The following is a 22,318-nucleotide window of genomic DNA, read 5'->3' on the forward strand; positions in this document are numbered from 1 at the left end:
GGAGTACGTATGCCCTCATCGCTTTTTGACCTCACGGACAAGGTCGCAATCGTCACCGGATCGAGTCGCGGCATTGGCTATGCCAGTGCGCTCGGCATTCGTCACCCGTTACTTTGCGGCGGTCTTGGGCCGCGCGTGTCCCACGCACGGTATGTCGCGGCAGTCGTCAACGCAGGCGGCGAGATCTACAAGACGAAAGATGCGCTGGTGCGGGAGAAGCTGGAACGCGTCTGGTACACGTGGGCGACGCGTTATAAGGATGGCAGCATCGACTTCGGGCACTTCACGCTCGGTAACGACATGTTCGGCTTCGCGATTCTCGGCAACGAGAAGGGCGAGGTGCGCTTTACCTATGACGTGACGGGCACCATCGATTTCGGCGCGAATGGGTATTGGCAGGAAGGCATCCGTTACTCAGCGTTCGGCGAAGAGTGGGCGTTCATGCCCGATCCGCGCGGGCGTCTGGTCGGTCTCGGGACGCTCAGGAATCCGCAGGTGGACGGCCGCTGGCGGCGCGTGGGCGACGCGCGCGAGCCTGACGTGTGGTTCGCATGGGGCGAAGCCGCCCCGGAGCATGGCAGCCGCCCCATCAACCGGCTCCCGGGGCTTGGCACGCGTGTCGGCGTGAACTTCCGCAAATACTGAACTTCGGCGCGCGTATGCGCAAAGGGCGACGCCGAGCCGAGCGTCGCCCCGCCGGCATTTCCGCCGGTCACTTCACGTACTTGCGAAACTCCGGCTTGCGCTTTTCGCGGAACGCATTGCCGCCTTCCTTCGATTCGTCGGTGTCGTAGTACATCGCAAGCGCCTGCATCGCGAACGCGCCGATGCCGCGGATGTTCTCGGTATCGATATTGAACGAGCGCTTGGCGAGCGCAATAGCGGTAGGGCTCATCTGCAGAATCTCGTCGCACCACTTCTTCGTTTCGGCGTCGAGTTGTTCCGCGGGCACGACGGCGTTGATGAGACCCCAGTCGAGCGCCTGTTTCGCGCTGTATTTGCGGCACAGGTACCAGATTTCGCGCGCGCGCTTCTCACCGACGATGCGCGCGAGGTAGGCGGTGCCGAAGCCCGGATCGACCGACCCGACCTTCGGGCCGACCTGACCGAAGACCGCGGTCTCGGCAGCGATGGCGAGATCGCAGAGCGTCACCAGCACGTTGCCGCCGCCGATTGCATAGCCGTTCACGCGTGCGATCACGGGCTTCGGAATGTCGCGGATGATGCTTTGCAGTTCCTCGATCGGCAGACCGACGGTGCCGCGCCCGTTGTAGCCGTCGCCGGACTGGTCGCCGCCCGTGCAGAACGCCTTGTCGCCGGCGCCCGTGAGCACCACGACGCCGATATCCTTGTTCCATCCCGCGAGGCCGAAGGCCTTGATGAGCTCCTCAACGGTGTTGGCGCTGAATGCGTTGTACACCTTCGGGCGATTGATGGTGATCGTCGCGACCCCGTCCGCCTCCTGATAGCCGATGTCCTTGAATTCCATGTCGTATTCCAATGTTGTTGATTGATTGCGTTCGCGCTGCCGTTTATCCAGCCATCGTCAGACCGCCCGACACGCTGATGACCTGACCGCTGATGAACGCGGCGTCGTCACTCGCGAGAAAGGCCACCACGCCCGGGATGTCGCCAGGTTCGCCCATGCGGCCGAACGGCACGGCCTTCACGAGGGCGGCCTTGATGCGCTCGCCTTTCTCGCCCTGCGCGAGGTTGTCGAGAAGCGGCGTCGCGGTCGGGCCGGGGCAAACGACGTTGACGGGAATCATCTGGCGGGCCATTTCGCGTGCCATCGTCTTCGTGAAGGCGATGAGGCCGCCTTTGCAGAACGAGTACACCGCTTCCATCGAGGAGCCCACGCGTCCCGCATCCGACGAGATGTTGACGACGCGGCCACGGCCACGTTCGGCCATCCGTCGCAGCACGGCATGGTGCATGTTCAGCGGTCCGTACAGATTGATCGCCACCACTTTGTCCCAGAACGGTTTCTCGGTTTGCAGGAAGAACGCACCCATGTCCCAGCCGGCGTTGTTCACGAGAACCTCGATCGGTCCCAGTTCTTCCTCGACTCTCGCCACCGCAGCATGCACACCTTCGTGATCCGTGATGTCGACGCGGTAGGCTCGCGCCTTGCCGCCCGCCGCCTCGATTTCCGCCGCGACACGCACGGCGCCTTCTTCGTTCAGGTCGAACAGCGCGACGGTCGAACCTTCGTCGCCGAATCGTCTGCTGATGGCGGTTCCGATCCCACCTGCCGCGCCAGTGACGACGACGACCTTCTCCTTGAGCCCCTTCATTGATTCCCTCCGTGATGTGCGAGGCGCTGCCGCGCCAGTTAATCCTTGCTCAGCGCTTCCGATATGGCTTCGCCCCTTCCTGTGGCCAGGGCGAGGAGCGCGCTCGCTTCGTCCGCGCTATATCCCGCTTCGACCAGAACCTGGATGCTGTGCTCGCCGAGATTCGGCGGCAGATAGCGAACGTTGCCGGGCGACTCGGAGAAGTGCACCGGTATCGAGGTCATGACCATGTCGCCTTCGGTCGGGTGCTCGAAGCGCTGGAAGAACCCGGTCTCCTTGATGTACGCGTCGTGCATCAGGTCTTTCAGGTCGCGCACGGGACCGTGCGGCACGTCCGCCGAGGCGAAGATCGCATTCCATTCCGCAGTCGTCTTGTTGCGGATGGCGTCGCCGACGATGCGATACAGCTCGCTGATGTTGCGCATACGCTCGGCCATGTGCTGGAAGCGCGGGTCGTCGAGCAGATGCGCTGCACCGATTGCGCACAGCACGCGGCGCCATTGCTCGTTATTCACGGCGAGCAGGCAGATATGCCCGTCTTTTGTCGCATAGGGCCGGCGGTGCGGCGAGAACATGCGCGGATAGCCCAGGCCGGTTCCGTCATTGGAGCCCAGCGCACCTTCCCAAAGATGCTCGAAAAGATTGAATTGCAGCATCGTTTCGAACATCGGCACGTGGACGAGTTGGCCGACACCGGTCCGCTCGCGGTGATAGAGCGCCATGCCGATCGACGACGCCAGCACGTAGCCGCAGAACTTGTCGACGATCACGGTGGGGAAGTATCGCGGCGAGCCGTCCGCGTCGCGGTTCATCGCGGCAATGCCGGTTTCACCCTGAATCACGTCGTCGAAAGCGGGGCGGTCCTTGTAGGGTCCGTCGATTCGATAGCCGGCACCCGACGCGTACACGATGCGTGGGTTGCGCGCCCGCACGGTTTCATAGTCGATGCCGAGGCGCTCGGCGGCACTCGGGCGCATGCTGTGCACGATGACGTCGGCGGTCTCGACGAGCTTGAGCAGCGCTTCGCGGCATTCGGCCTGCTTCAGGTTCAGGATCACGCTGCGCTTGTTGCGGTTCATGATCGTATAGAACACTGCCATGTCGGGGTTGCGGCCAGGGCCATTCTTGCGGTTCTGGTCGCCTTCGGGCGGTTCGATCTTGATGACGTCCGCGCCCATGTCGCCGAGTAGCTGCGTGGCGACCGGACCGAGCACGTTGATGGTCAGGTCGATCACGCGGACACCGGCTAACGGGCCGGTCGCCGGTTCGAGGGGCTGTTGGGGATTTTCCATGCTCAGGCCTTGTAGTCCTTGCCTTTAACGAGTCTGAGCGGCGTGTACACCATCACTTCCGTGCCGTCCTGCCTGATCACGCGGTTACGGGTGCGCACCAGCCCAAGTCCGGGGCGCCCCTTGCTAGGCCTGCATTCGATCACCTCGCATTCCACGTGAATCGTGTCGCCCACATAGGTCGGGCCTTTGATGTCGAGTTCCATGTTGAGGAACGCGAAGCCGACGCCCTGCATGGTGGCCTGCGTGAGCAGCCCTTCCATCAACGTGAAGACCAGCGCGCCCGGCGCGACGCGCCCCTTGATGGCCGACTGCTCGCGAAGAAACTCGGTGTTGGTGAACAGAACTTCCAGCATGCCTGTCACCGAAACAAAATTCACGACATCCGTTTCGGTCACCGTGCGGCCCACGGTCTTGAACTTGCGTCCAATGGGCAGGTCCTCCCAGTGAATTCCCAGACCAACCGTTTCGATTTCTTCCATTGCCTGTCCTCTGTCGTTGTCGGCTCGGCTGTTAGCTGAGCTGTCGTTGTCAGTTCTTCTTGATGCGGCCTAGCACGCTGTCCGCGACGATGTTGCGTTGGATCTGGTTGGTGCCTTCGATGATCTGCACCACCTTCGCGTCGCGGAAATAACGGTTGATCGGGTACTCGTTGGAGATGCCTGCGGCGCCGAATAGCTGCACGGCATCGGTCGCGACCTTCATGGCGACATCCGACGCGAACATCTTCGCCATCGCCGCCATTGGGGCGAGTTCACGGCCGCTAACGCCCGCATCGACGAGCGACGCCGTGCGATAGACGAGTTGGCGCGCGGCCTCGGTCTGGGTGACCATGTCAGCGATCATCCAGCGCACACCCTGAAAGTTGCTGATGCTCTGGCCGAACGCAACGCGGTCCTGAATGAATTTGACGGTGTGATCGATCGCGCCCTGCGCGATGCCAACCGCGCGCGCGGCCACGATGGGACGGCTCGTGTTGAGCGCCTCCATTGCCACCTTGAACCCCTGGCCGCCTTCCGGCCCGAGACGGTCTTCCGCGCGGATGAAGGCATCGTCGAAGTAAAGGGGGCACGACGCCACGCCGCGCGCGCCCATCTTGTCTTCTTCGTTGCCGATCGTCAGGCCCGGCGTGTTGCGACCGACGATGAAAAGATTGATCCCCAGCGCCTGTCCTTCCTCGTCGAGCGTCCTGGCGGCGACGAGAATGAAGTCGGCGATATGCGAATTCGTGCACCAGATCTTTGAGCCGTTGAGCACATAGCCGCCGTTCTTGCGGCGCGCTGTCGTGCGAATGCCCGAAACGTCGGAGCCGCTTTGAGCCTCGGTAATGGACAGCGCACCGCGCAACTCACCGGAGGCGAGCCCCGGCAGCAGGCGAGCCTTCTGCTCTTCGGTGCCGCCTTCGAGAATCGCTCCGAAGGGTGTCCATTGCACGACCAGCAGATAGCCCGTGTTGTAGCAAACCCGCCCGAACTCCTCGACGGCGATGCAGGCCGACATCACGCTGCCGGCACCGCCATACGCTTCAGGAAACGGCAACGTGAAGAGGCCGAGTTCCTTGAGCAGTGCGTACATGTCGTGCGGATACCCGGCCGTACGGTCGATCTCGTCGGCCCGCGGCGCCACGCGCTCCCGTGCGACGCGACGGATGAGGTCGCGGATCTGAAGCTGGTCGTCTGTTAGTTCGTATGTCACTTCGAGCTCTCTTGCTAACGGTTTTTTCGGGCCGGCCCCCCGGATTCGTCTCCGGACTGGGGATACGTCGCCCCCGCCGACCACTTCCTGATCACATTCGAAGTCTTCACGTTTATGAACGATGTTCGATAAATTAAACGAAGGGCCGGGTGATCGTCAAGCGCTGAAACCGGCTCCCGCGGGTTTGTCCGAGGTGCGTCGGGAATTTGGTCGGGATGTAGTTTCAGCCTTGTACGGCGGGGCACGGCAGGGCTTTCCCGGCGTTGACAGCGCGCTCCCAGTGCGTTTAAGATTTGGAACAGTGTTCGGTTATTGGTTCCATTTTGGCCCGACGGAGCGGCTCGATTCGGCGTGAGCCCATGGCAAAACAATTTGGAGGAGCGGGGAATGGACTCTCTTTGTCCTGAAGTCGATTATCAGAAATTCCTGGCCGAGGGCCGCTTGATGATCCAGCGCAGCCGCGGCAGCGGCCGCTATGTCTTCTACCCGCGGGTGGCTGAGCCGGTTACCGGGATGCGCGATCTGGAGTGGGTCGAAGCCTGCGGGAAGGGGACGGTTTATTCCACTACCGTGGTGCGCCAGAAATCGCCCACGCCCAGCTACAACGTCGCAGTGATCGATCTGGAAGAAGGTGTGCGCATGCTGAGTTGTGTGGAGGGCATCGAGCCGGAGGCCGTGCGCATTGGCATGCCGGTGCAGGCGAAGATCGTGTACCGAGGGGATGCGGCATTGCTTGTGTTCGAACCAGCCTGACGCCCGCTAACCCGCAGCCGGCCGTCAACAGCCGGTCACACCGATGAAAGGTAGATCGAATGGAATTCAACTTGCGCGGGCGTACCGCACTGGTGGCAGGCGCCACCTATGGGATGGGGGAAGCACCTGGCTTGTCGTCGCTGGACCTTGCTGCGCGTGCGTCCGTTGACGCGCTCGCCCAGGGGGGACTTACGCCTGGCGATGTAGACGGCCTTTTCGTGTGCACGCCGGACGACATGCTGTCGGGTCTCACGTTTGCCGAATACCTCGGTATTAACCCGAAGTTCACCGACAACAACCGAAGCGGCGGATCGGCGTTCGAAATCTACGCGCATACGGCGGCCATGGCGTTGTGTACGGGACAGATCGATGTTGCCTTGATTGCATATGGGAGCAATCAGCGCAGCGCGGCGGGCAAGCTCGTGCAGTCGTCGCGTCCTTCGCCGTGGGAGAGCCCGTATAAGCCGATGAATCCGGTGTCGTCGTATGCGCTTGCGGCGGCGCGTCATATGCATCAATACGGCACGAAGCGTGAGCATCTGGCCGAGGTGGCCGTCGCCGCCCGCAAGTGGGCGCAACTGAATCCGGATGCGTATATGCGCACGCCCCTGTCGATCGACGACGTGATGGGCGCGCGCCTCGTGTCGGATCCGCTTTCCGTGCGCGATTGCTGCCTCGTGACGGATGGCGCGGCAGCGATCGTCATGGTGCGCGCCGATCGAGCGCGTGATCTCACCGACAAGCCGGTGTATCTGCTCGGCGCGGCCTCGGCCACTTCGCACCGCGAAATCGCGAGCATGCCGGATCTCACGGTGACTGCCGCAGCGGAATCGGGCAGGCGTGCGTATCAAATGGCGGGCGTGAAGGCGAACGATATCGACGTCGCGATGCTGTACGACGCCTTCACGATCAACACCATTCTGTTTCTCGAAGACCTCGGCTTTTGCCCTAAAGGCGAAGGCGGCCGCTTCGTTTCGGACGGCGGCATCGCGCCGGGCGGCCGGCTCGCGGTCAACACGAACGGCGGCGGTTTGTCCTGCGTTCACCCCGGCATGTATGGACTGTTCCTGATGGAAGAATCGATGCGGCAATTGACGGGCCGCGCTGGTGAGCGCCAGATACCCGGTGCGAAACTGGCAATCGCGCACGGTAACGGTGGTGTGCTCTCGAGCCAGGCCACGGTGATTCTCGGGACGCAGGAAACCCTGTAAAGACACGCTGTGAGACACGCCGCCCGCCAGGGTCACTGTCAACAGCTTTGCATGGGATCGGAGTAAGCGCTAAAACGCTAACCCCGATCGACAGGAGACGGACAGATGAGCGAAGAGACCAGCAACGATGCAGCAGAGATCGTACAGGTCCGGCAAGACGGTGCAATCGCGATCGTCACATTGAACTATCCCCAACGGCGAAACGCGTTTTCGCTAAAGATGCGCGAGACGTTGTACGCGCGGCTTTATCGCCTGATGCATCATGAGGAAGCGTGCCGTGCGATCGTACTGACCGGCGCGGGCAATACGTTTTGCGCGGGTGGCGACATCTCGGAGATGCAGACGCGCAAGGTGCTCGAATATCGACAGCGCAATGAACTGCCGCTCGATATTTTTAGACTGATGGTGGAAGGCCCGAAAGCGATCGTCGCCGCCGTCGAAGGGTTTGCGTTTGGCGCTGGTCTGTCGCTCGCCGCTGCTTGCGATCATGTCGTCACATCGTCGGCCGCGCGCTATGCGAGCGCGTTCGTCAAGGTCGGGCTGCTGCCCGATACGGGGCTCTATTGGTCGTTGTCGCAGCGCGTGGGCGGTGGCCTTGCACGCGAGCTCATGTTGAGTGCTCGTGAGTTCAACGGCGTCGAAGCGGGCGAGACCGGTTTTGCCAATCAGGTCGTCGAGCCCGGCGAGGCGCTGAACGCGGCCTCGAAGGTGGCGCAACAGTACGCGGAACTGCCCTCGGTGGCCACCGCGCACCTGAAGGCCGCGCTCGCGACGGGCATCCGTACGCTCGACGACGCCATCGAAGCGGAAGTCAACCTGCAGCCCATCCTGCGCCGCAGCCGCGAACACCAGGAGGCCGTGAGCGCCTTCATGGAAAAGCGCAAGCCGGTGTTCGTGGCCGACTGAAGGAAGCCAACATGAGCGAAAAAGAAACGGCAGAAAACGATACGACGTCGCTGATCGAGGTGACCCGCGAGGGACCGGTCGCGATCGTGACGCTAAACAATCCTCGACGCCGCAACGCGATGGGACGTCAGATGCGTCAGTTGTTGCGCGACACGATGCATCGGCTGATGGTGGACGATCCGGACTCGCGGGCAATCGTCCTGACGGGCGCGGGCGAGCACTTTTGCGCCGGCGCCGACATCTCCGAGATGACGCAGCGCACGATCCTGCAAAGCCGCGAGATTCTGGCGGAGTCGTGCGTGGTAGTGCGTGAAATGCAGGCGGGACCCAAGCCGGTCGTGGCGGCCGTGGAAGGCGTAGCCTTCGGCGCCGGGCTGTCGCTCGCGGTCGCGACCGACTATGTCGTGGCTGCATCGAGTGCACGCTTTTGCGCGGCGTTTCTGCGCGTCGGCCTGATTCCGGACACCGGTATTCTGTGGACGCTTCCGAAGCGCATAGGCATGGCTCGCGCGAGGGAGATGCTCTCGCTCGCCACTGAAATCGACGGCGACAAGGCCGGCACGATTCACCTTGCCAACGAAGTCGTCGGGCCGGGTACTGCGCGCGCAAAGGCAATCGAAGTTGCGCGCGGTCTTGCCGACTTGCCGCCGCTCGGCGTGGCGCTGCTGAAGGACGCGCTGACCAACGCCGCGGCGACCATGGAAGGCGCGCTGCGAGCCGAGATCGACTATCAGCCCATCCTGCGTCAGTCGAAAGACCATCAGGCTGCCTGCAAGGCGTTTATGGAAAAGACCAAACCGGTCTTCACGGGTGAGTGAGCGCGGGGAGCAATGCGATGAGTATCGAGCAGAAGGAAAAAGCCGCGGGCGCCGACGAGATCGTGCAGGTGCGCCGTCAAGGCGACGTGACCATTGTCACGATGAACTATCCCGAGCGCCGCAACGCGTTCTCCATGAGGATGCGCGTTGCGCTGACCGAGGTCTTGCACCGGCTGATGCACGACGATCCGCAAACGCGCGCCATTGTGCTGACAGGCGCGGGCGGCCATTTTTGCGCGGGCGGCGACCTGTCCGAAATGCACGCGACCACTCTACAGTTGCTGGCGCTTCGTGAGCGTATCGCGGTGGGCGTGCGTCTGTTCAAGCTGATTTATACGGGCACGAAGCCGGTCGTTGCGGCGGTGGAGGGCACGTGCTATGGAGCGGGGCTGTCGCTGGCGGCTGCATGCGATGTCGTGGTCGGTGCCGATACCGCGAAGTACTCATGTGCGTTCGGCAAGGTCGGACTGCTTCCCGACACTGGAATTCTATGGACGCTGCCGCAAAAGGTCGGCGGCAGCAAGGCGCGTGAGTTGATGCTGAAAGGCGATGTCATCGACTCGGCCACGGCGCGCCGCATCGGCCTGATCAGCGAGGTGGTCGCGAGCGGCGGCGCGCTCGCTGCGGCGATCGAGGCCGCGGCGCGCTTCGCGAACTATCCGCCAGTGACGCTGGCGCTCCTGAAGGCGAGCCTCGTCAATGCGGGCAATTCGATCGAAGACGCATGCCGCCTCGAAACTGACCTCAATCCGCTGACCCGTCAAACGAGCGACCACGCGGAGGCGGTGACGGCCTTCATGGAAAAACGCAAGCCGGTTTTCACGGGTGCCTGACGCTGCCATTCTCCGTTGCTGTCCCTACTGGAAGTTCAACGCATATGTTTACGCCTGACCTGCTGAAGAACAAAAGAATCCTCATCACCGGGGGAGGCACCGGCCTTGGTAAGAGTATCGGCCTGCGCTACCTCGAACTGGGCGCCGATCTCGTCATCTGCGGTCGCCGCAAGGAAGTGCTGGACGCGACGGCCGACGAGTTTCGCGGCGTCGTGCCTGGCGCGCGTGTCACGACGGTCCCGGCGGACGTGCGCAGCGGCGAGTCCGTCGAGTCGATGATGGAGACGATCTGGCGGGATGGTCCGCTCGACGTATTGCTGAACAACGCGGCGGCCAACTTCATCGCGCGCACGGAAAGCCTGTCGGCGCGCGCGGTGGATGCGGTGCTCGACATCGTGCTGCACGGCAGCTTCTATTGCACGATCGCGGCGGGCAAGCGCTGGATCGACGCGGGTCACCCGGGCAACGTGATCAGTACCGTATCGACGCCCACGATGACCGGCTCGGCCTTTACCGTGCCGTCCGCGGCCGCGAAGGCGGGTATTCTCGCCATGACCCGTAGCCTTGCGGTCGAGTGGGGCCCGAAGGGCATTCGCCTGAACGCGGTGGCGCCCGGACTGTTCCCGACGCCGGGCGCATGGGAGCAGTTGTACCCGCCGGGCTCGCAGGTCGAGCCGCAGGAGCGCTCGGTGCCGCTGAGGCGCTTCGGCGATCACGCGGAACTTGCCAATCTCTACGCTTATCTGGCGTCCAATGGCTCCGGCTACATCACCGGCGACATGATCGTGATCGACGGCGGCCGCTGGATGCAGGGTGTTGGCGGCCCGACCTTCCGCGCGATGCAGGACTGGACCGACGAGCAATGGGACGCCATGCGCGCCCACGCTCGCAAGGGTTGAACCATGGGTCCGCTTGCAGGAGTTCGAATCATCGAGCTGGCCGGCATCGGCCCGGGGCCCATGGCGGCGATGCTGCTCGCCGATCTGGGTGCGACGGTGTTGCGCATCGAACGTCGCCAGCCGGTCAAGCTCGGTATCGAGCGTCCGCTGCGCTACAACCTGTTGCTGCGCAACCGGAAGACGATTGCGCTCGACCTGAAAGACCCGGAGGCCGTCGAACTCGTGCTCACGCTGGTGGAGCGCGCCGATGCCCTGATAGAAGGTTTCCGACCCGGCGTGACCGAGCGACTCGGGCTGGGCCCGCAGGCCTGCCTCGAACGCAATCCGAAGCTCGCTTACGGACGCATCACGGGATGGGGCCAGCAAGGTCCGCTCGCGCAGTACGCCGGGCATGACCTGAACTACATCGCGATCACCGGCGTCCTCAACGCAATTGGCCGCCGCGATCAGCCGCCGTCGATACCGCTGAATCTGATCGGCGACTATGCGGGCGGTTCGCTGTACCTTGCAATGGGGCTCCTGTCGGCGATCCTGCATGCGCGCAACGGCGGCGCGGGACAGATCGTGGATGCCGCGATCGTCGACGGCACGGCCAACCTTGCTACCACGTTCTTCGGCATGCAGGCTGCCGGCATCTGGCGCGACGGGCGCGGGACGAATATCACGGATTCGGGATCGCACTTCTACGACGTTTATGAATGCGCGGACGGCAAGTGGATTACGGTCGGCCCCATCGAGGACAAGTTCTATCTCGAACTCCTCCGCCTGCTCGACATCGATCCGCAAACGCTGGGTACGCAGCTCGACGCAAGCAACTGGCCCGCCGCGCGCGCACTGTTCGCGCTGCAATTCAAGCGACGCACACGCGAGCAATGGACCACCTTGCTCGAACACACGGACGCGTGCTTCGCGCCGGTTCTGTCGTGGACCGAGGCACCCGAGCATGCGCATCTGAAGGCGCGCGGCACGTTCATCGAAGTGGACGGCATCGTGCAGCCCGCGCCGGCGCCGCGCTTCTCCGCCACGGTGCCCGCGAAGCCGACGGCGCCCGAGGCGCCCGACGCGACCACGATCGACGCCGCGCTGGCGGCATGGCTCGAACCGGGCCGCATTGGCGAGTTGAAAGAAGCGGGAACGCTGGCCTGAGCCGCACCCGACAGGCGACCCATAAAAGACGAAACGAGACACTCATGGATCTGCGATATACCGACGAAGAGCTGGCGTTCCGCAATGAGGTCAGAGCCTTCTTCAAGGAAGCGCTGCCGGCCGACATCCGACGCAAAGCTACCTTGGGGCAGCGCTATTCGGCGGCCGACCTGCGCCGCTGGCAACGCATGCTCTACGAGCGCGGCTGGGCGACGCCAGCGTGGGACAAGGCGTGGGGCGGGACGGGCTGGAGCGCGGTGCAGCAATACATCTTCAAGGAAGAGCTGCACATGGCCCCGGCGCCCGAGACGCTGTCATTCAACGTGAACATGATCGGTCCGGTTTTGATCGCGTTCGGCAACGAGGAGCAAAAGCGCCATTTCCTGCCTCGCATCGCGAGCCTCGAATACTGGTTCTGCCAGGGATTCTCCGAGCCCGGCGCCGGTTCGGACCTGGCCGCGCTGCGAACCCAGGCGGTGCGCGACGGGGACCAGTATGTCATCAACGGCCAGAAGCTCTGGACTTCGACGGCGCATCACGCGGACTGGATGTTCTGTCTCGTACGCACGGATTCGAGCGGCAAGAAACAGCAGGGCATCACGTACCTGCTGATCGACATGAAGACACCGGGCCTGACCGTGCGCCCGATCGTCACGATCGACGGCCACCACGAAACCAACGAGGTGTTCTTCGACAACGTGCGCGTGCCGGTTGCGAACCGAATTGGCGAGGAGAACAAGGGTTGGGATTACGCGAAGTATCTCCTTGGCAACGAACGCAGCGGCATTGCGCGCGTGGGCGTTTCGAAGATGCGCGTGCGTCACGCGAAGGATCTTGCGAAGCGCGTGCCCTGCGGCGACGGTGTGCTGTGGGACGACTCGCGTTTTCGTGAACGTGTCGCGGCTGTCGAGGTGGAACTGAAGGCCTTGGAGATGACGCAGATGCGCGTGATCGCCGAGAGCAGCGCGCAGCAGAGCCACGTGCCCGACCCGAAGACTTCGATCCTGAAGATCAAGGGTTCGGAGCTGCAGCAACTCTCGGCTGAATTGCTCCTCGAGGTGGCAGGGCCGGATGCTCTACCGCTCGACCTCGACTTCCTGCGTGGGCTTGCCGATCCGGTTCGCGAACCCGAATGGGCGCTCACCGTTGCGCCGAATCACTACTTCGCGCGTCATGTCTCGATCGTGGGCGGCTCCAACGAGATTCAGAAGAACATTCTCGCCAAGTCCGTACTCGGACTTTGAGCGACGGGCGAACTGCGGAGAAGCATCAGATATGGACTTTGATTTCACCGATGAGCAACGCATGCTCAAGGACAGTGTCGACCGGCTCGTCAAAGACGAGTACGGGTTCGAGCAGCGCGCGAAGTATCTCGCTGAGCCGGACGGTTTCAGCCGCGAGCTTTGGGCGCGTTACGCCGACATGGGTCTGTTGGGCCTTTCGTTTGACGAGGAATACGGCGGCAGCCACTGCGGCCCTGTCGAAACGATGATCGTGATGGAAGCGTTGGGCCGCGCTCTCGCGGTCGAACCGTATCTCGCGACGGTCGTGCTGGGCGGCGGCTTGGTGCGGCTTGGCGGCAACGCGGCGCAACGCGCGGCGATTCTGCCGCAGATTGCGCAGGGCGAGTTGCAGATGGCGTTCGCGCACAGCGAGACGCAGGCGCGGTACGACCTCGCGGACGTTGCGACCACCGCACGACGCGAAGCCGCCGGCTGGGTGCTCGACGGCGCCAAGCGCGTTGTGCTTCACGGCGGCAGCGCCGACGTTCTCGTGGTGTCGGCGCGCGTGTCCGGTGGGAGGCGCGAGCGTGACGGCATCGGGCTGTTCGTGGTTAGGGGCGACGCAGAGGGCGTGACGCGCCACCCGTATCCGACGCAAGACCGGCTGCGTGCGGCCGACGTCGAGTTGTCGCGGGTGCGCGTTCCAGATAGCGACGTTCTGGGCACCGCGGGCGCCGCGTTGCCGCTGATAGAAACGGTCGTTGCGCACGCGATCGCGGCGGTGAGCGCGGAAGCCGTAGGTGCAATGGCAGCTGCGCACGAAGAAACCGTGGAGTACCTGAAGGTCCGCAAGCAGTTCGGGGTGCCTATCGGATCATTCCAGGCGCTCCAGCATCGTGCAGTCGACATGCTCGTCATGGTGGAGCAGGCGCGCGGCATGGCGCTCTTCGCGACCATGATGAGCGAGGAGCCGGACGCGGCGGAACGCGATCGCAGTATGTCGGCGGCGAAAGTGCAGATCGGGCGCTCGGGCCGCTTCGTCGGTCAACAAGGCGTGCAATTGCACGGCGGCATCGGGATGACCGAGGAGTGCAAGATCGGTCACTACCTGAGACGCCTGAGCGTGATCGATATCCAGTTCGGTTCGACCGAACATCATCTGACCCAGCTCGCCAATGCAGGCGGACTGATCGATGCAGCAGCGTGAGCCGCGCGTCCAGCCAAGCAAACGGAAACCATTCATGAGCCGAATTTCCCCACCCGATCAATATCAGGAACTGCGCGACGCCTTGCGCGACCTCTCGAAGGCGTACCCGGACGAGTACTGGCGCCGTATCGATCACGAGCGCGTCTATCCCGAGGCGTTTGTGGATGCGCTGACGAAGGCCGGCTGGATGGCCGCGCTGATCCCTCAGGAGTATGGCGGTTCAGGTCTCGGGTTGGCCGAGGCGTCCGTGATCATGGAGGAGATCAACCGCAACGGCGGCAACTCTGGCTTTTGTCATGGCCAGATGTACAACATGAATACGCTGCTCAGAAACGGCTCGGAGGCGCAAAAGCGCAAATACCTGCCGAAGATCGCGAGCGGAGAATTGCGTCTGCAATCGATGGCTGTGACCGAACCGACCACCGGAACGGACACGACGAAGCTGAAGACCACTGCTGTAAAAAGAGACGACCGGTACGTGGTGAACGGCCAGAAGGTGTGGATATCACGCGTGCAGCATTCGGACATGATGATCCTGCTCGCACGCACCACGCCGTTGTCGGACCTGAAGAAGAAGTCGGATGGGCTGTCGTGCTTTCTCGTGGACCTGCACCAGGCTATCGGCAATGGCCTGACCGTGCGGCCGATTCCGAACATGGTCAATCACGAGACGAACGAGCTGTTCTTCGACAATCTGGAGATTCCTGAAGAGAACCTGATTGGCGAGGAAGGCAAGGGCTTCAAGTACATCCTCGACGGACTGAACGCCGAGCGCGCACTGATCGCGGCCGAGTGCATCGGCGACGGCTACTGGTTCGTCGAGCGCGCGTCGAAGTACGCCAGCGAGCGTATCGTGTTCGACCGGCCCATCGGTATGAACCAGGGCATCCAGTTCCCGATCGCCGAGGCCTACATCGACGTGCGCGCGGCGGATCTGATGCGCTACAAGGCCTGCGAACTGTTCGACAACCATCAACCGTGCGGCGCGGAAGCGAACATGGCGAAGCATCTCGCGGCCACGGCTTCGTGGAAAGCCGCGAATGCCTGTCTGCAGACCCATGGCGGCTTCGGTTTCGCTTGCGAATACGATGTCGAGCGCAAGTTCCGCGAAACGCGGCTCTATCAGGTGGCGCCGATCTCGACGAACCTGATTCTGTCCTACGTCGCCGAGCACGTGCTCGACCTGCCGCGTTCATTCTGAGCTTTGGAGGGATCTGATGCGCTTCGAGACCATTCTGTACGACGTCAAGGACCGGGTAGCGACGATCACGCTGAACCGTCCGGAACACATGAACACCTGGAACGACCAGGTGGCGACCGAAGTGTACGAGGCGATGCAGGCGGCGGGCGCGGACCATGGCGTGCGCGTGATCGTTTTCACCGGCGCGGGCAAGGCGTTTTGCGCGGGCGGCGATATTCACAGCTTCGGCGGTGATCCCGCCGCGCTCATGACGAAGCTCCCGCGTCCGTTCGATATGCGCAAGCGCGCCGACTGGCAAACGCGCTGCTCTTACTACCCGGCCATTCCGAAGCCGGTGATCGCGATGCTCAACGGCGCCACTGTCGGCATTGGCCTGATCCACGCCCTTTTCTGCGACATCCGCTTTGCGTCCGAAGACGCGACCATCACGACGGCATTCGCGCGCCGCGGCCTGAGCGCGGAATACGGCATGGCCTGGATACTCGCGCGCCACGTCGGCCAGGCACACGCGCTCGACCTGCTGCTGTCGGGACGCAAGATCAAGGGGCGCGAAGCCGAACGTATGGGACTCGTGAATCGGGCAATCCCGGCGGACAAGCTGGTCGAGGAGACCTATGCGTACGCGCGAGAAATGGCGGAGTACTGCTCGCCGCGCTCGATGCGCATCATGAAGGAGCAGGTCTGGGAGGTGCCGTTCCAGACGCCCCACGAGGCGGTGATACACGCCGGGTTGGACATGCCGATCGCCAACCAGTGCGATGACTACAAGGAAGGCATGGCGAGCTTTCTCGAGAAGCGCAAGCCCAACTTCACGGACTACTGAGCACACATAGGACTACCACCTCATGCTGAACTACGAAGTCGTCAAGAACTGGCCGATCGAAGATGTCACGCAGACATATAGCGAGCGCGACGTGATGCTGTATTCGCTGGGTCTCGGGTTGGGCGCAGACCCGCTGGACGCAGAACAGCTACGCTACGTCTATGAAAAGGACCTGCAAGCGATGCCGACTTGCGCGGCCGCGTTCGCGTGGCCGAAATCGTGGATGCGCGATTCGCGTACGGGCATCGACTACCTGAAGCTCGTGCACGGTGAGCAGGACGTTCGCTTCATGCGCCCGATGCCGGTTGCAGCGACCATCGTTAGCAAGACGCGGGTGAGCCGCATCTCGGACAAGGGCGCGGGCAAGGGCGCAATCGTCGAGCTCAAGCGTGACATCATCGACGCCTCGACGGGCGAACAACTTGCCGAAGTCCGGCAGGTGTCCTTTCTGCGCGGCGACGGAGGGTTCAGCGCCGGGTCGGGCGCGAGCGACGCGCCGCCCGAAGCGCTTCCGGCTGTGCCGGAGCGCGCCCCGGACGCGGAATACGTGTTTTCGACCGGCGCGCATGCAGCGTTGATCTACCGCCTTTCGGGCGACGCCAATCCCTTGCACGCGGACCCGGAGGTGGCGTCGAAAGCCGGATTCAACCGGCCTATTCTTCACGGCCTCGCGACCTATGGCATGGCGGGTTACGCCGCGATTCGCACCTTCGCGGGCAACGACGCAAAGCGTCTGAAGCGACTCGCCTTGCGCCTGACTGCGCCGGTGTACCCCGGCGAAGAAGTGCGCTTCCAGTTCTGGCGGGACAGTGACACGCGTCTGCATCTGCGGGCGCGCGTCGACGCACGCGATGTGGTGGTGCTGAACAACGGAATCGTGGAGATTGCCTGAAACCGCGCCCGGCAGCGCCGACGTGCTTTGCCGGGCCGCGACTGGAGCCTGAAATGAAACGACCCCCATGCTCACTGTTGTTCGCGGCCCCCCGGGGGGGCTTCAGCCTCCCTTGGGGGCGGCCCGGCGGGAGGCTGAAATGGACCTGAAAGAGAGTCCCGCCGACAAGGAATTTCGCGCCACGGTGCGCGAATTCGTAGCGACTCATTTGCCCGACGACATGCGTGAACGGGTGCTGAACTTCCGCCATGTGCCGCGCGAAGACTACGTGCGCTGGCAACGCATTCTGGCCGCGAAGGGATGGGGCGCACCTGCATGGCCCGCGCAATTCGGCGGCGCCGCCTGGAATGCCGCGCAGCGCAACATTTTCGACGAGGAATGCTTTACCGCCGGCGCGCCGCGCCAGATGCCGTTTGGCCTTTCGATGGTTGGACCTGTAATCCAGAAGTTCGGCACCGACGCGCAGCGCGAACGGTTCCTGCCGCGCATCATCTCGATGGAGGACTGGTGGTGTCAGGGTTACTCCGAGCCGGGTGCGGGTTCCGATCTGGCGTCGCTCAAGACGCGTGCGGACCGTGTCGAGCGCGACGGTCAACCGTTCTACGTCGTCAACGGCCAGAAGATCTGGACCTCGTTTGCCCAATGGGCGAACTGGATTTTCTGCCTGGTCCGCACGGATGGCAGCGGCCGCCCACAGGAAGGCATCTCGTTCCTGCTGATCGATATGTCCACGCCCGGCATTACGGTCAGACCCATCCGCACGCTTGACGGCGGCCACGACGTCAACGAAGTGTTCTTCGACAATGTGGCAGTGCCAGTGAGCAATCTCGTCGGTGAGGAGCATCGCGGTTGGTCGATCGCCAAGTATCTGCTCGGCCACGAGCGGACCAACATCGCCGGCCTCGGCAACTGCAAGCGTTTCATGCGACGTCTGAAGGAGATTGCCAGCACCGAGCGTAAGCACGGCAAGCCTCTCATCGAGGACGTTCGCTTTCGCGATCGCATCGCCAGGGTGGAAATCGATTTGATCGCGCACGAATGGTCGCTGCTGCGCGTCGTCTCAGCCGAAACTGCAGGACGTCCCATCGGACCGGAGGCTTCGGTGCTGAAAATCCGCGGTTCGGAGATTCAGCAGGAGCTTACGGAGCTGATCATGGAATGCGCAGGCCCCTATGCGGTGCCTTTTGTAAGCGAAGCGCTGGAGGCGCACTGGCGCGGCGAAACCGCGAACGGCGAGCTGCTCAACGCGCTGGCCGCGCACTACCTGGACTGGCGCAAGATTTCGATCTACGGCGGCTCGACTGAAGTGCAGAAAAACATCATCGCCAAGCAGGCGCTCGGCATCTGAGGACACGCCATGGACTTCACGCTGGTTGAAGAGGAACAGATGCTGGCCGACGTGGTCGGCCGTTTCGTCGAAAAGGAATACGACTTCGAGGCGAGGCGCCGTCTCGCCGCTACTCCCGAGGGCTGGTCGGCTGCGCACTGGACGACGCTGGCCGAAATGGGCGTGCTGGCACTGAACGTGCCGCAGGACCATGGCGGCCTTGGCACGGGGCCGGTCGAGACCATGCTCGTGATGGAGGCCTTCGGCCGTGGGCTCGTACTGGAGCCGTTTGTTTCGACGGCCGTGATCGGCGCGAAGCTGATCGGGCGCGCAGGACACGAGTCGCGCAAGGCCGAGCTGCTGGCCGGTATCGCCGACGGCAGCCTGAAGACCGCGCTCGCGACGCTCGAACCTGGTGCGCGTTTCGATTTGTGGAACGTCGCGACGAGGGCCGAGCCAACGCGTGACGGGTTCATCCTGAATGGACGCAAAGGCGTTGTACTGCACGGCGACAGCGCGGACATTCTGCTGGTTTCGGCGCGTACCGCAGGCGAGCAGACCGATAGGCACGGCATCACACTCTTCGCCGTCGGTGCGCGAACGCAAGGTGTGAGCGTCAAAGGATTTCCGGCACTCGACGGGCAGCGTGTTGCCGAGGTAGTGCTGGACGACGTACACGTCGGTGTAACTGCTGTCATCGGCGCCGTCGATCAGGGCTGCCCGTTGCTCGAATGGGCCGTCGATCAAGGCATTTTCGCGCTGTGCGCGGAAGCGGTCGGCGCGATGTCGCGGCTGAGCGATCTGACCTTTGAATACCTGCGCACGCGAAAGCAGTTTGGTTCGCCGATCGGCAAATTCCAGGCGCTGCAGCATCGCGCCGCCGATATTTTGACCGCGGTAGAGCAGGCGAAATCGATGGTCTTCTTTGCTGCCGCGAAACTTGGCGAGGACGATGACCTGGAAGCCCATCGTGCTGTTACAGCCGCAAAGGCGCTGATTGGCCGTAGTGCACGCTTCGTCGCTCAGCAAGCGGTGCAACTGCACGGCGGAATGGGCATGACGGACGAACTGGCGGTGGGGTGGTACGTGAAGCGGCTCACCTGCATCGACATGACTTGGGGAAACACCGAACACCATCTCGAACTGTACGGTGCGTTCCTGTAATTACAGTTAATCAGACGACGAGAATGGTCCCGACCGCCCATGCCGGTCGATTCGAAGAAAGGAGACAACTAATGTCAGTAGCTGCTCATGGCGGGACTCCGGATCTGGCGCCAATTCCAGCGCACGTATTGCCTGAACGAGTGTTCGACATCGATATCTACAATCCGCCGGGTGCCGAAGACGACTACCATCTCTCGCTCAAGCAGTTGCACGCCGAAGGCATTCCCGACATTCTCTGGACACCCCGCAACGGCGGACACTGGATCGCGACGCGCGGCGATGACATCTATCACATCCTCAAGGACTACGAGAATTTCTCGTCGAAGCAGCTGACAGTGCCGCTCGTCGAGCATCAACCGTTGCCGCCGATCTTCTTCGATCCTCCGCAGCACACCGCCTATCGCGCGCTGATCGCGCCCGCGTTCATGCCACAGGCAATCGGCAAGCTCGAGGAGAAGGCGCGCGAAATGGCGATCGAACTGATCGACGGCTTTTTATCCTAAGGGCGAGGTGGAATTCGTATCGGGGTTTGCGCAGCATCTTCCGATCGGCATTTTCATGAACATGGTGGCGCTGCCCGCCGAGGATCGCGAGTACTTGCTCGGCCTCGCTGACAAGATGGTCCGCCCGGTCGATGCGAACGAGAAGCTCAAGGCGCTCGGTGCGATTTTTCAGTACCTGGGGGTGAGGATTGCGGAACGCCGCGCGAACCCGGGTGACGATCTCATCAGCAAGATTGTCCATTCGAAGATCGACGGGCGCGCGCTCACCGACGAAGAAGTGCGGGGGCTTTGCGGTCTCGTGCTGATTGGCGGCCTCGACACGGTTGCCTCGGCAATGGGCTTTATCGCGCGATTCCTCGCCGGGAGCCCCGCCCACCGCAAGCAGCTCATCGACAACCCCGAACTGACGCAGAAGGCCGTGGACGAGCTTCTGCGGCGCTTCCCGGTGGTCAATCAAGGGCGGCGGATCACACACGATTTCGAGTACAAGGGCGTGCAGATGAAGGAGGGTGACATGATCATCATGCCGACCACACTGCACGGTCTGGACGAGAGGAAGTTCGACGATCCGCTGAGCGTCGATTTCGCTCGGCCCACGCCGATTCATTCGACGTTCGGCAATGGCGCGCATCGTTGTCCCGGCTCGTTCCTTGCGCGCGTGGAGTTGAAGGTTTTCCTTCAGGAATGGCTTAAGCGGATTCCCGATTTCCAGATCAGGCCTGGCGAGAAAGCGGGTGTCCACGGAGGTGTGAACGGCACGCTATACCACTTGCCTCTTGTCTGGGACGTGGTCCGCTGAGGATCGATCACAATGGCCTGAGCTGGCCATTGTGATCATGTGCGTCTGTAGAAGGCGATCTGCGGCTCGGTGCGCCCGTCACATGGCGCGCCGACCGCTCCATCCGGGCGCGATTCTGGCACAAGAACCTGCCTTGTAGTTCTATGGAGATGCCTTGCTCAACGCTCGCCAGACGACCTTCATGGCGTGACGGAACGAGTCCGCATTCACTGTGTCCGCGCCGGACCGGCGAAGAAAGACGACCAGACCGTGCAGATGTGAAAGGAGCAGGGCGCCGCGCAACGTGCATTCTCCCGAGGGCAAGGTTGGGTTGATCTGCGCGATCAGTTCCGCCAGGAGACCCTGAAAATCCGCAGTAGATTTCGCCATCAGGGCATGCAGAAAGGGCTCGTGCTCTGCGAGGCTCCAGCATTCCAGCACGAAGGCGCTAACGCGGTTTCCGCCGCTCGCCGTCAGTACGGAGAACGCCTCGTCGACGATGACATCCAGTCGCGCTTCCGGTGACCGGGATTTGTCTTGGGCGATCGCCCGATAGTGCTCGAAATAGCGATCCGTGTATGCCTCGATCGTGGCCCGCAATAGTTCTTCGCGGGTGCTGAAGTAGTGCTGCAAGGTCCTCAGTCGAATCCCTGCCTCGCTGGCAATTCGGCGTTGAGTGAAACCAGCGTTACCTTCGGATGCGAAGACCTCGATCGCCACTTCGATGATGGCGGGCACGCGGGTCGTTCTGTTCCCGCGCCGTTTGGGCCCGTCTGCTGCCGTGTTGCCGAGGTCTGCCGATGAGATGGTCAGGTCTTTCATCTGTTGTGCTCTCCTTGGCGTCTGCTGTCCTCTCGCTCGTTGTCAGTCCGGGATGTGTATCTGCGGGCTATACCCCGCCTGATACGAGCGCCGTTCGATCCTGATCGGGCAGCGCCGGCATTAATCTGATGATAGTCAGATGACGAATAAATATGCGTCTGCTGACTAATTAGCTTTTAGATAAAGCCTGATCCAGTCACTCGCGACATCACATATCCTACCCGAATAAAGGGTAGATTTGTCCATACCAGCATTTCCCCTAGTGTCATCTGGGCTTGATAATGGGTCGGCTGACTACTACTATTTAGTCAATCGACACATTACGCCGGAACCCGACCATTCCCGCTGTATCGCAAGCCGAAGCAGCGGATTCGCAGGGTTTGGGGTTGGCCCGTTAGAGTCGCCAATTTGCGTTCGTGGTTGTGATGTCAGCAGCGCGCACAGGCCGTAGAAGGAGCTGGACATGAAGGTTGGGGAAGGTTCTTTGCGTTGGCTGATCGACAAGTGGATTGCGCCCACTGCAACCAGCTC

The 22,318-nt window shown here is 62.6% G+C and carries 21 protein-coding genes and 1 pseudogene; 16 read left to right on the top strand and 6 right to left on the bottom strand.

Translation table 11 applies throughout. The features are described from left to right. Positions 1-9: 9 nt before the first annotated feature. Positions 10-645 (top strand): hypothetical protein, encoded by a 636-nt coding sequence (locus OKW38_RS32905; protein ID WP_429364962.1) that lies wholly within the window; start codon positions 10-12, stop codon positions 643-645. Between the two features lie 67 nt (positions 646-712). Here the strand turns inward: OKW38_RS32905 and OKW38_RS32910 are convergent, their stop codons facing one another. Genes OKW38_RS32910 through OKW38_RS32930 form a run of 5 tightly spaced genes read right to left on the bottom strand, consistent with a single transcriptional unit; the run spans position 713 to position 5,281 of the window. Continuing rightward, the gene (locus tag OKW38_RS32910; RefSeq protein ID WP_184032198.1) at positions 713-1,489 is read right to left on the bottom strand and encodes an enoyl-CoA hydratase-related protein; all 777 of its coding nucleotides are present in this window, start codon (positions 1,487-1,489) and stop codon (positions 713-715) included. 43 nt (positions 1,490-1,532) lie between these two features. Continuing rightward, the gene (locus OKW38_RS32915) at positions 1,533-2,297 is read right to left on the bottom strand and encodes a glucose 1-dehydrogenase (RefSeq protein WP_018425530.1); all 765 of its coding nucleotides are present in this window, start codon (positions 2,295-2,297) and stop codon (positions 1,533-1,535) included. Between the two features lie 38 nt (positions 2,298-2,335). Beyond that, entirely contained in the window at positions 2,336-3,589 is a 1,254-nt protein-coding gene (locus tag OKW38_RS32920; RefSeq protein WP_429364963.1) for a CaiB/BaiF CoA transferase family protein, read from the bottom strand. A 2-nt stretch (positions 3,590-3,591) separates the two neighbouring features. Then, a complete protein-coding gene (locus OKW38_RS32925) occupies positions 3,592-4,068 on the bottom strand; it encodes a MaoC family dehydratase (RefSeq protein WP_429334462.1) in 477 nt (158 codons plus the stop codon). Between the two features lie 49 nt (positions 4,069-4,117). After that, complete coding sequence (locus tag OKW38_RS32930) at positions 4,118-5,281, bottom strand: acyl-CoA dehydrogenase family protein (RefSeq protein ID WP_429364964.1); 1,164 nt, start codon at positions 5,279-5,281, stop codon at positions 4,118-4,120. A gap of 387 nt (positions 5,282-5,668) precedes the next feature. On the opposite strand from OKW38_RS32930, the gene OKW38_RS32935 reads away from it, so the two are divergent. The 15 genes and pseudogenes from OKW38_RS32935 (at position 5,669) to OKW38_RS33005 (ending at position 20,986) form a co-directional block, all read left to right on the top strand. Further along, a complete protein-coding gene (locus tag OKW38_RS32935; RefSeq protein ID WP_018425526.1) occupies positions 5,669-6,034 on the top strand; it encodes a Zn-ribbon domain-containing OB-fold protein in 366 nt (121 codons plus the stop codon). 59 nt (positions 6,035-6,093) lie between these two features. Further along, positions 6,094-7,245: a thiolase gene (locus tag OKW38_RS32940; RefSeq protein ID WP_429364965.1), complete on the top strand. Its 1,152-nt coding sequence runs from the start codon at positions 6,094-6,096 to the stop codon at positions 7,243-7,245. Between the two features lie 105 nt (positions 7,246-7,350). Beyond that, positions 7,351-8,151 carry an enoyl-CoA hydratase/isomerase family protein gene (locus OKW38_RS32945; protein WP_429352528.1) on the top strand — a complete coding sequence of 267 codons (801 nt, stop codon included), beginning with the start codon at positions 7,351-7,353 and terminating at the stop codon, positions 8,149-8,151. Positions 8,152-8,162: 11 nt separating this feature from the next. Continuing rightward, entirely contained in the window at positions 8,163-8,969 is an 807-nt protein-coding gene (locus OKW38_RS32950; protein WP_090808768.1) for an enoyl-CoA hydratase/isomerase family protein, read from the top strand. A 17-nt stretch (positions 8,970-8,986) separates the two neighbouring features. Then, entirely contained in the window at positions 8,987-9,802 is an 816-nt protein-coding gene (locus OKW38_RS32955; RefSeq protein ID WP_429364966.1) for an enoyl-CoA hydratase/isomerase family protein, read from the top strand. 44 nt (positions 9,803-9,846) lie between these two features. Then, a complete protein-coding gene (locus tag OKW38_RS32960) occupies positions 9,847-10,701 on the top strand; it encodes an SDR family oxidoreductase (RefSeq protein WP_429364967.1) in 855 nt (284 codons plus the stop codon). 3 nt (positions 10,702-10,704) lie between these two features. Further along, entirely contained in the window at positions 10,705-11,847 is a 1,143-nt protein-coding gene (locus OKW38_RS32965) for a CaiB/BaiF CoA transferase family protein (protein WP_429364968.1), read from the top strand. Between the two features lie 44 nt (positions 11,848-11,891). Further along, positions 11,892-13,091 carry an acyl-CoA dehydrogenase family protein gene (locus OKW38_RS32970; protein ID WP_429364969.1) on the top strand — a complete coding sequence of 400 codons (1,200 nt, stop codon included), beginning with the start codon at positions 11,892-11,894 and terminating at the stop codon, positions 13,089-13,091. A gap of 31 nt (positions 13,092-13,122) precedes the next feature. Beyond that, positions 13,123-14,277 carry an acyl-CoA dehydrogenase family protein gene (locus OKW38_RS32975; protein WP_429364970.1) on the top strand — a complete coding sequence of 385 codons (1,155 nt, stop codon included), beginning with the start codon at positions 13,123-13,125 and terminating at the stop codon, positions 14,275-14,277. 34 nt (positions 14,278-14,311) lie between these two features. Then, complete coding sequence (locus OKW38_RS32980) at positions 14,312-15,478, top strand: acyl-CoA dehydrogenase family protein (protein ID WP_429364971.1); 1,167 nt, start codon at positions 14,312-14,314, stop codon at positions 15,476-15,478. Positions 15,479-15,494: 16 nt separating this feature from the next. Continuing rightward, the gene (locus OKW38_RS32985) at positions 15,495-16,301 is read left to right on the top strand and encodes an enoyl-CoA hydratase (RefSeq protein ID WP_090808781.1); all 807 of its coding nucleotides are present in this window, start codon (positions 15,495-15,497) and stop codon (positions 16,299-16,301) included. A 22-nt stretch (positions 16,302-16,323) separates the two neighbouring features. Continuing rightward, positions 16,324-17,193, top strand: coding sequence for a MaoC/PaaZ C-terminal domain-containing protein (locus OKW38_RS32990; protein WP_090808783.1), 870 nt, complete (start codon positions 16,324-16,326; stop codon positions 17,191-17,193). A 139-nt stretch (positions 17,194-17,332) separates the two neighbouring features. Further along, the gene (locus OKW38_RS32995; protein ID WP_090808786.1) at positions 17,333-18,541 is read left to right on the top strand and encodes an acyl-CoA dehydrogenase family protein; all 1,209 of its coding nucleotides are present in this window, start codon (positions 17,333-17,335) and stop codon (positions 18,539-18,541) included. A gap of 9 nt (positions 18,542-18,550) precedes the next feature. Beyond that, positions 18,551-19,684 (top strand): acyl-CoA dehydrogenase family protein, encoded by a 1,134-nt coding sequence (locus OKW38_RS33000; RefSeq protein WP_429364972.1) that lies wholly within the window; start codon positions 18,551-18,553, stop codon positions 19,682-19,684. Between the two features lie 71 nt (positions 19,685-19,755). Further along, a pseudogene (locus tag OKW38_RS33005) lies at positions 19,756-20,986 on the top strand (cytochrome P450). A gap of 141 nt (positions 20,987-21,127) precedes the next feature. On the opposite strand, the gene OKW38_RS33010 reads toward OKW38_RS33005, so the two are convergent. Then, positions 21,128-21,787, bottom strand: a complete 660-nt coding sequence (locus OKW38_RS33010; RefSeq protein WP_429334451.1) for a TetR/AcrR family transcriptional regulator — start codon at positions 21,785-21,787, stop codon at positions 21,128-21,130. Positions 21,788-22,318 lie beyond the last annotated feature (531 nt).

Source organism: Paraburkholderia sp. MM5496-R1 (assembly GCF_050436205.1).
GTDB classification, from domain to species: Bacteria; Pseudomonadota; Gammaproteobacteria; order Burkholderiales; family Burkholderiaceae; genus Paraburkholderia; species Paraburkholderia tuberum.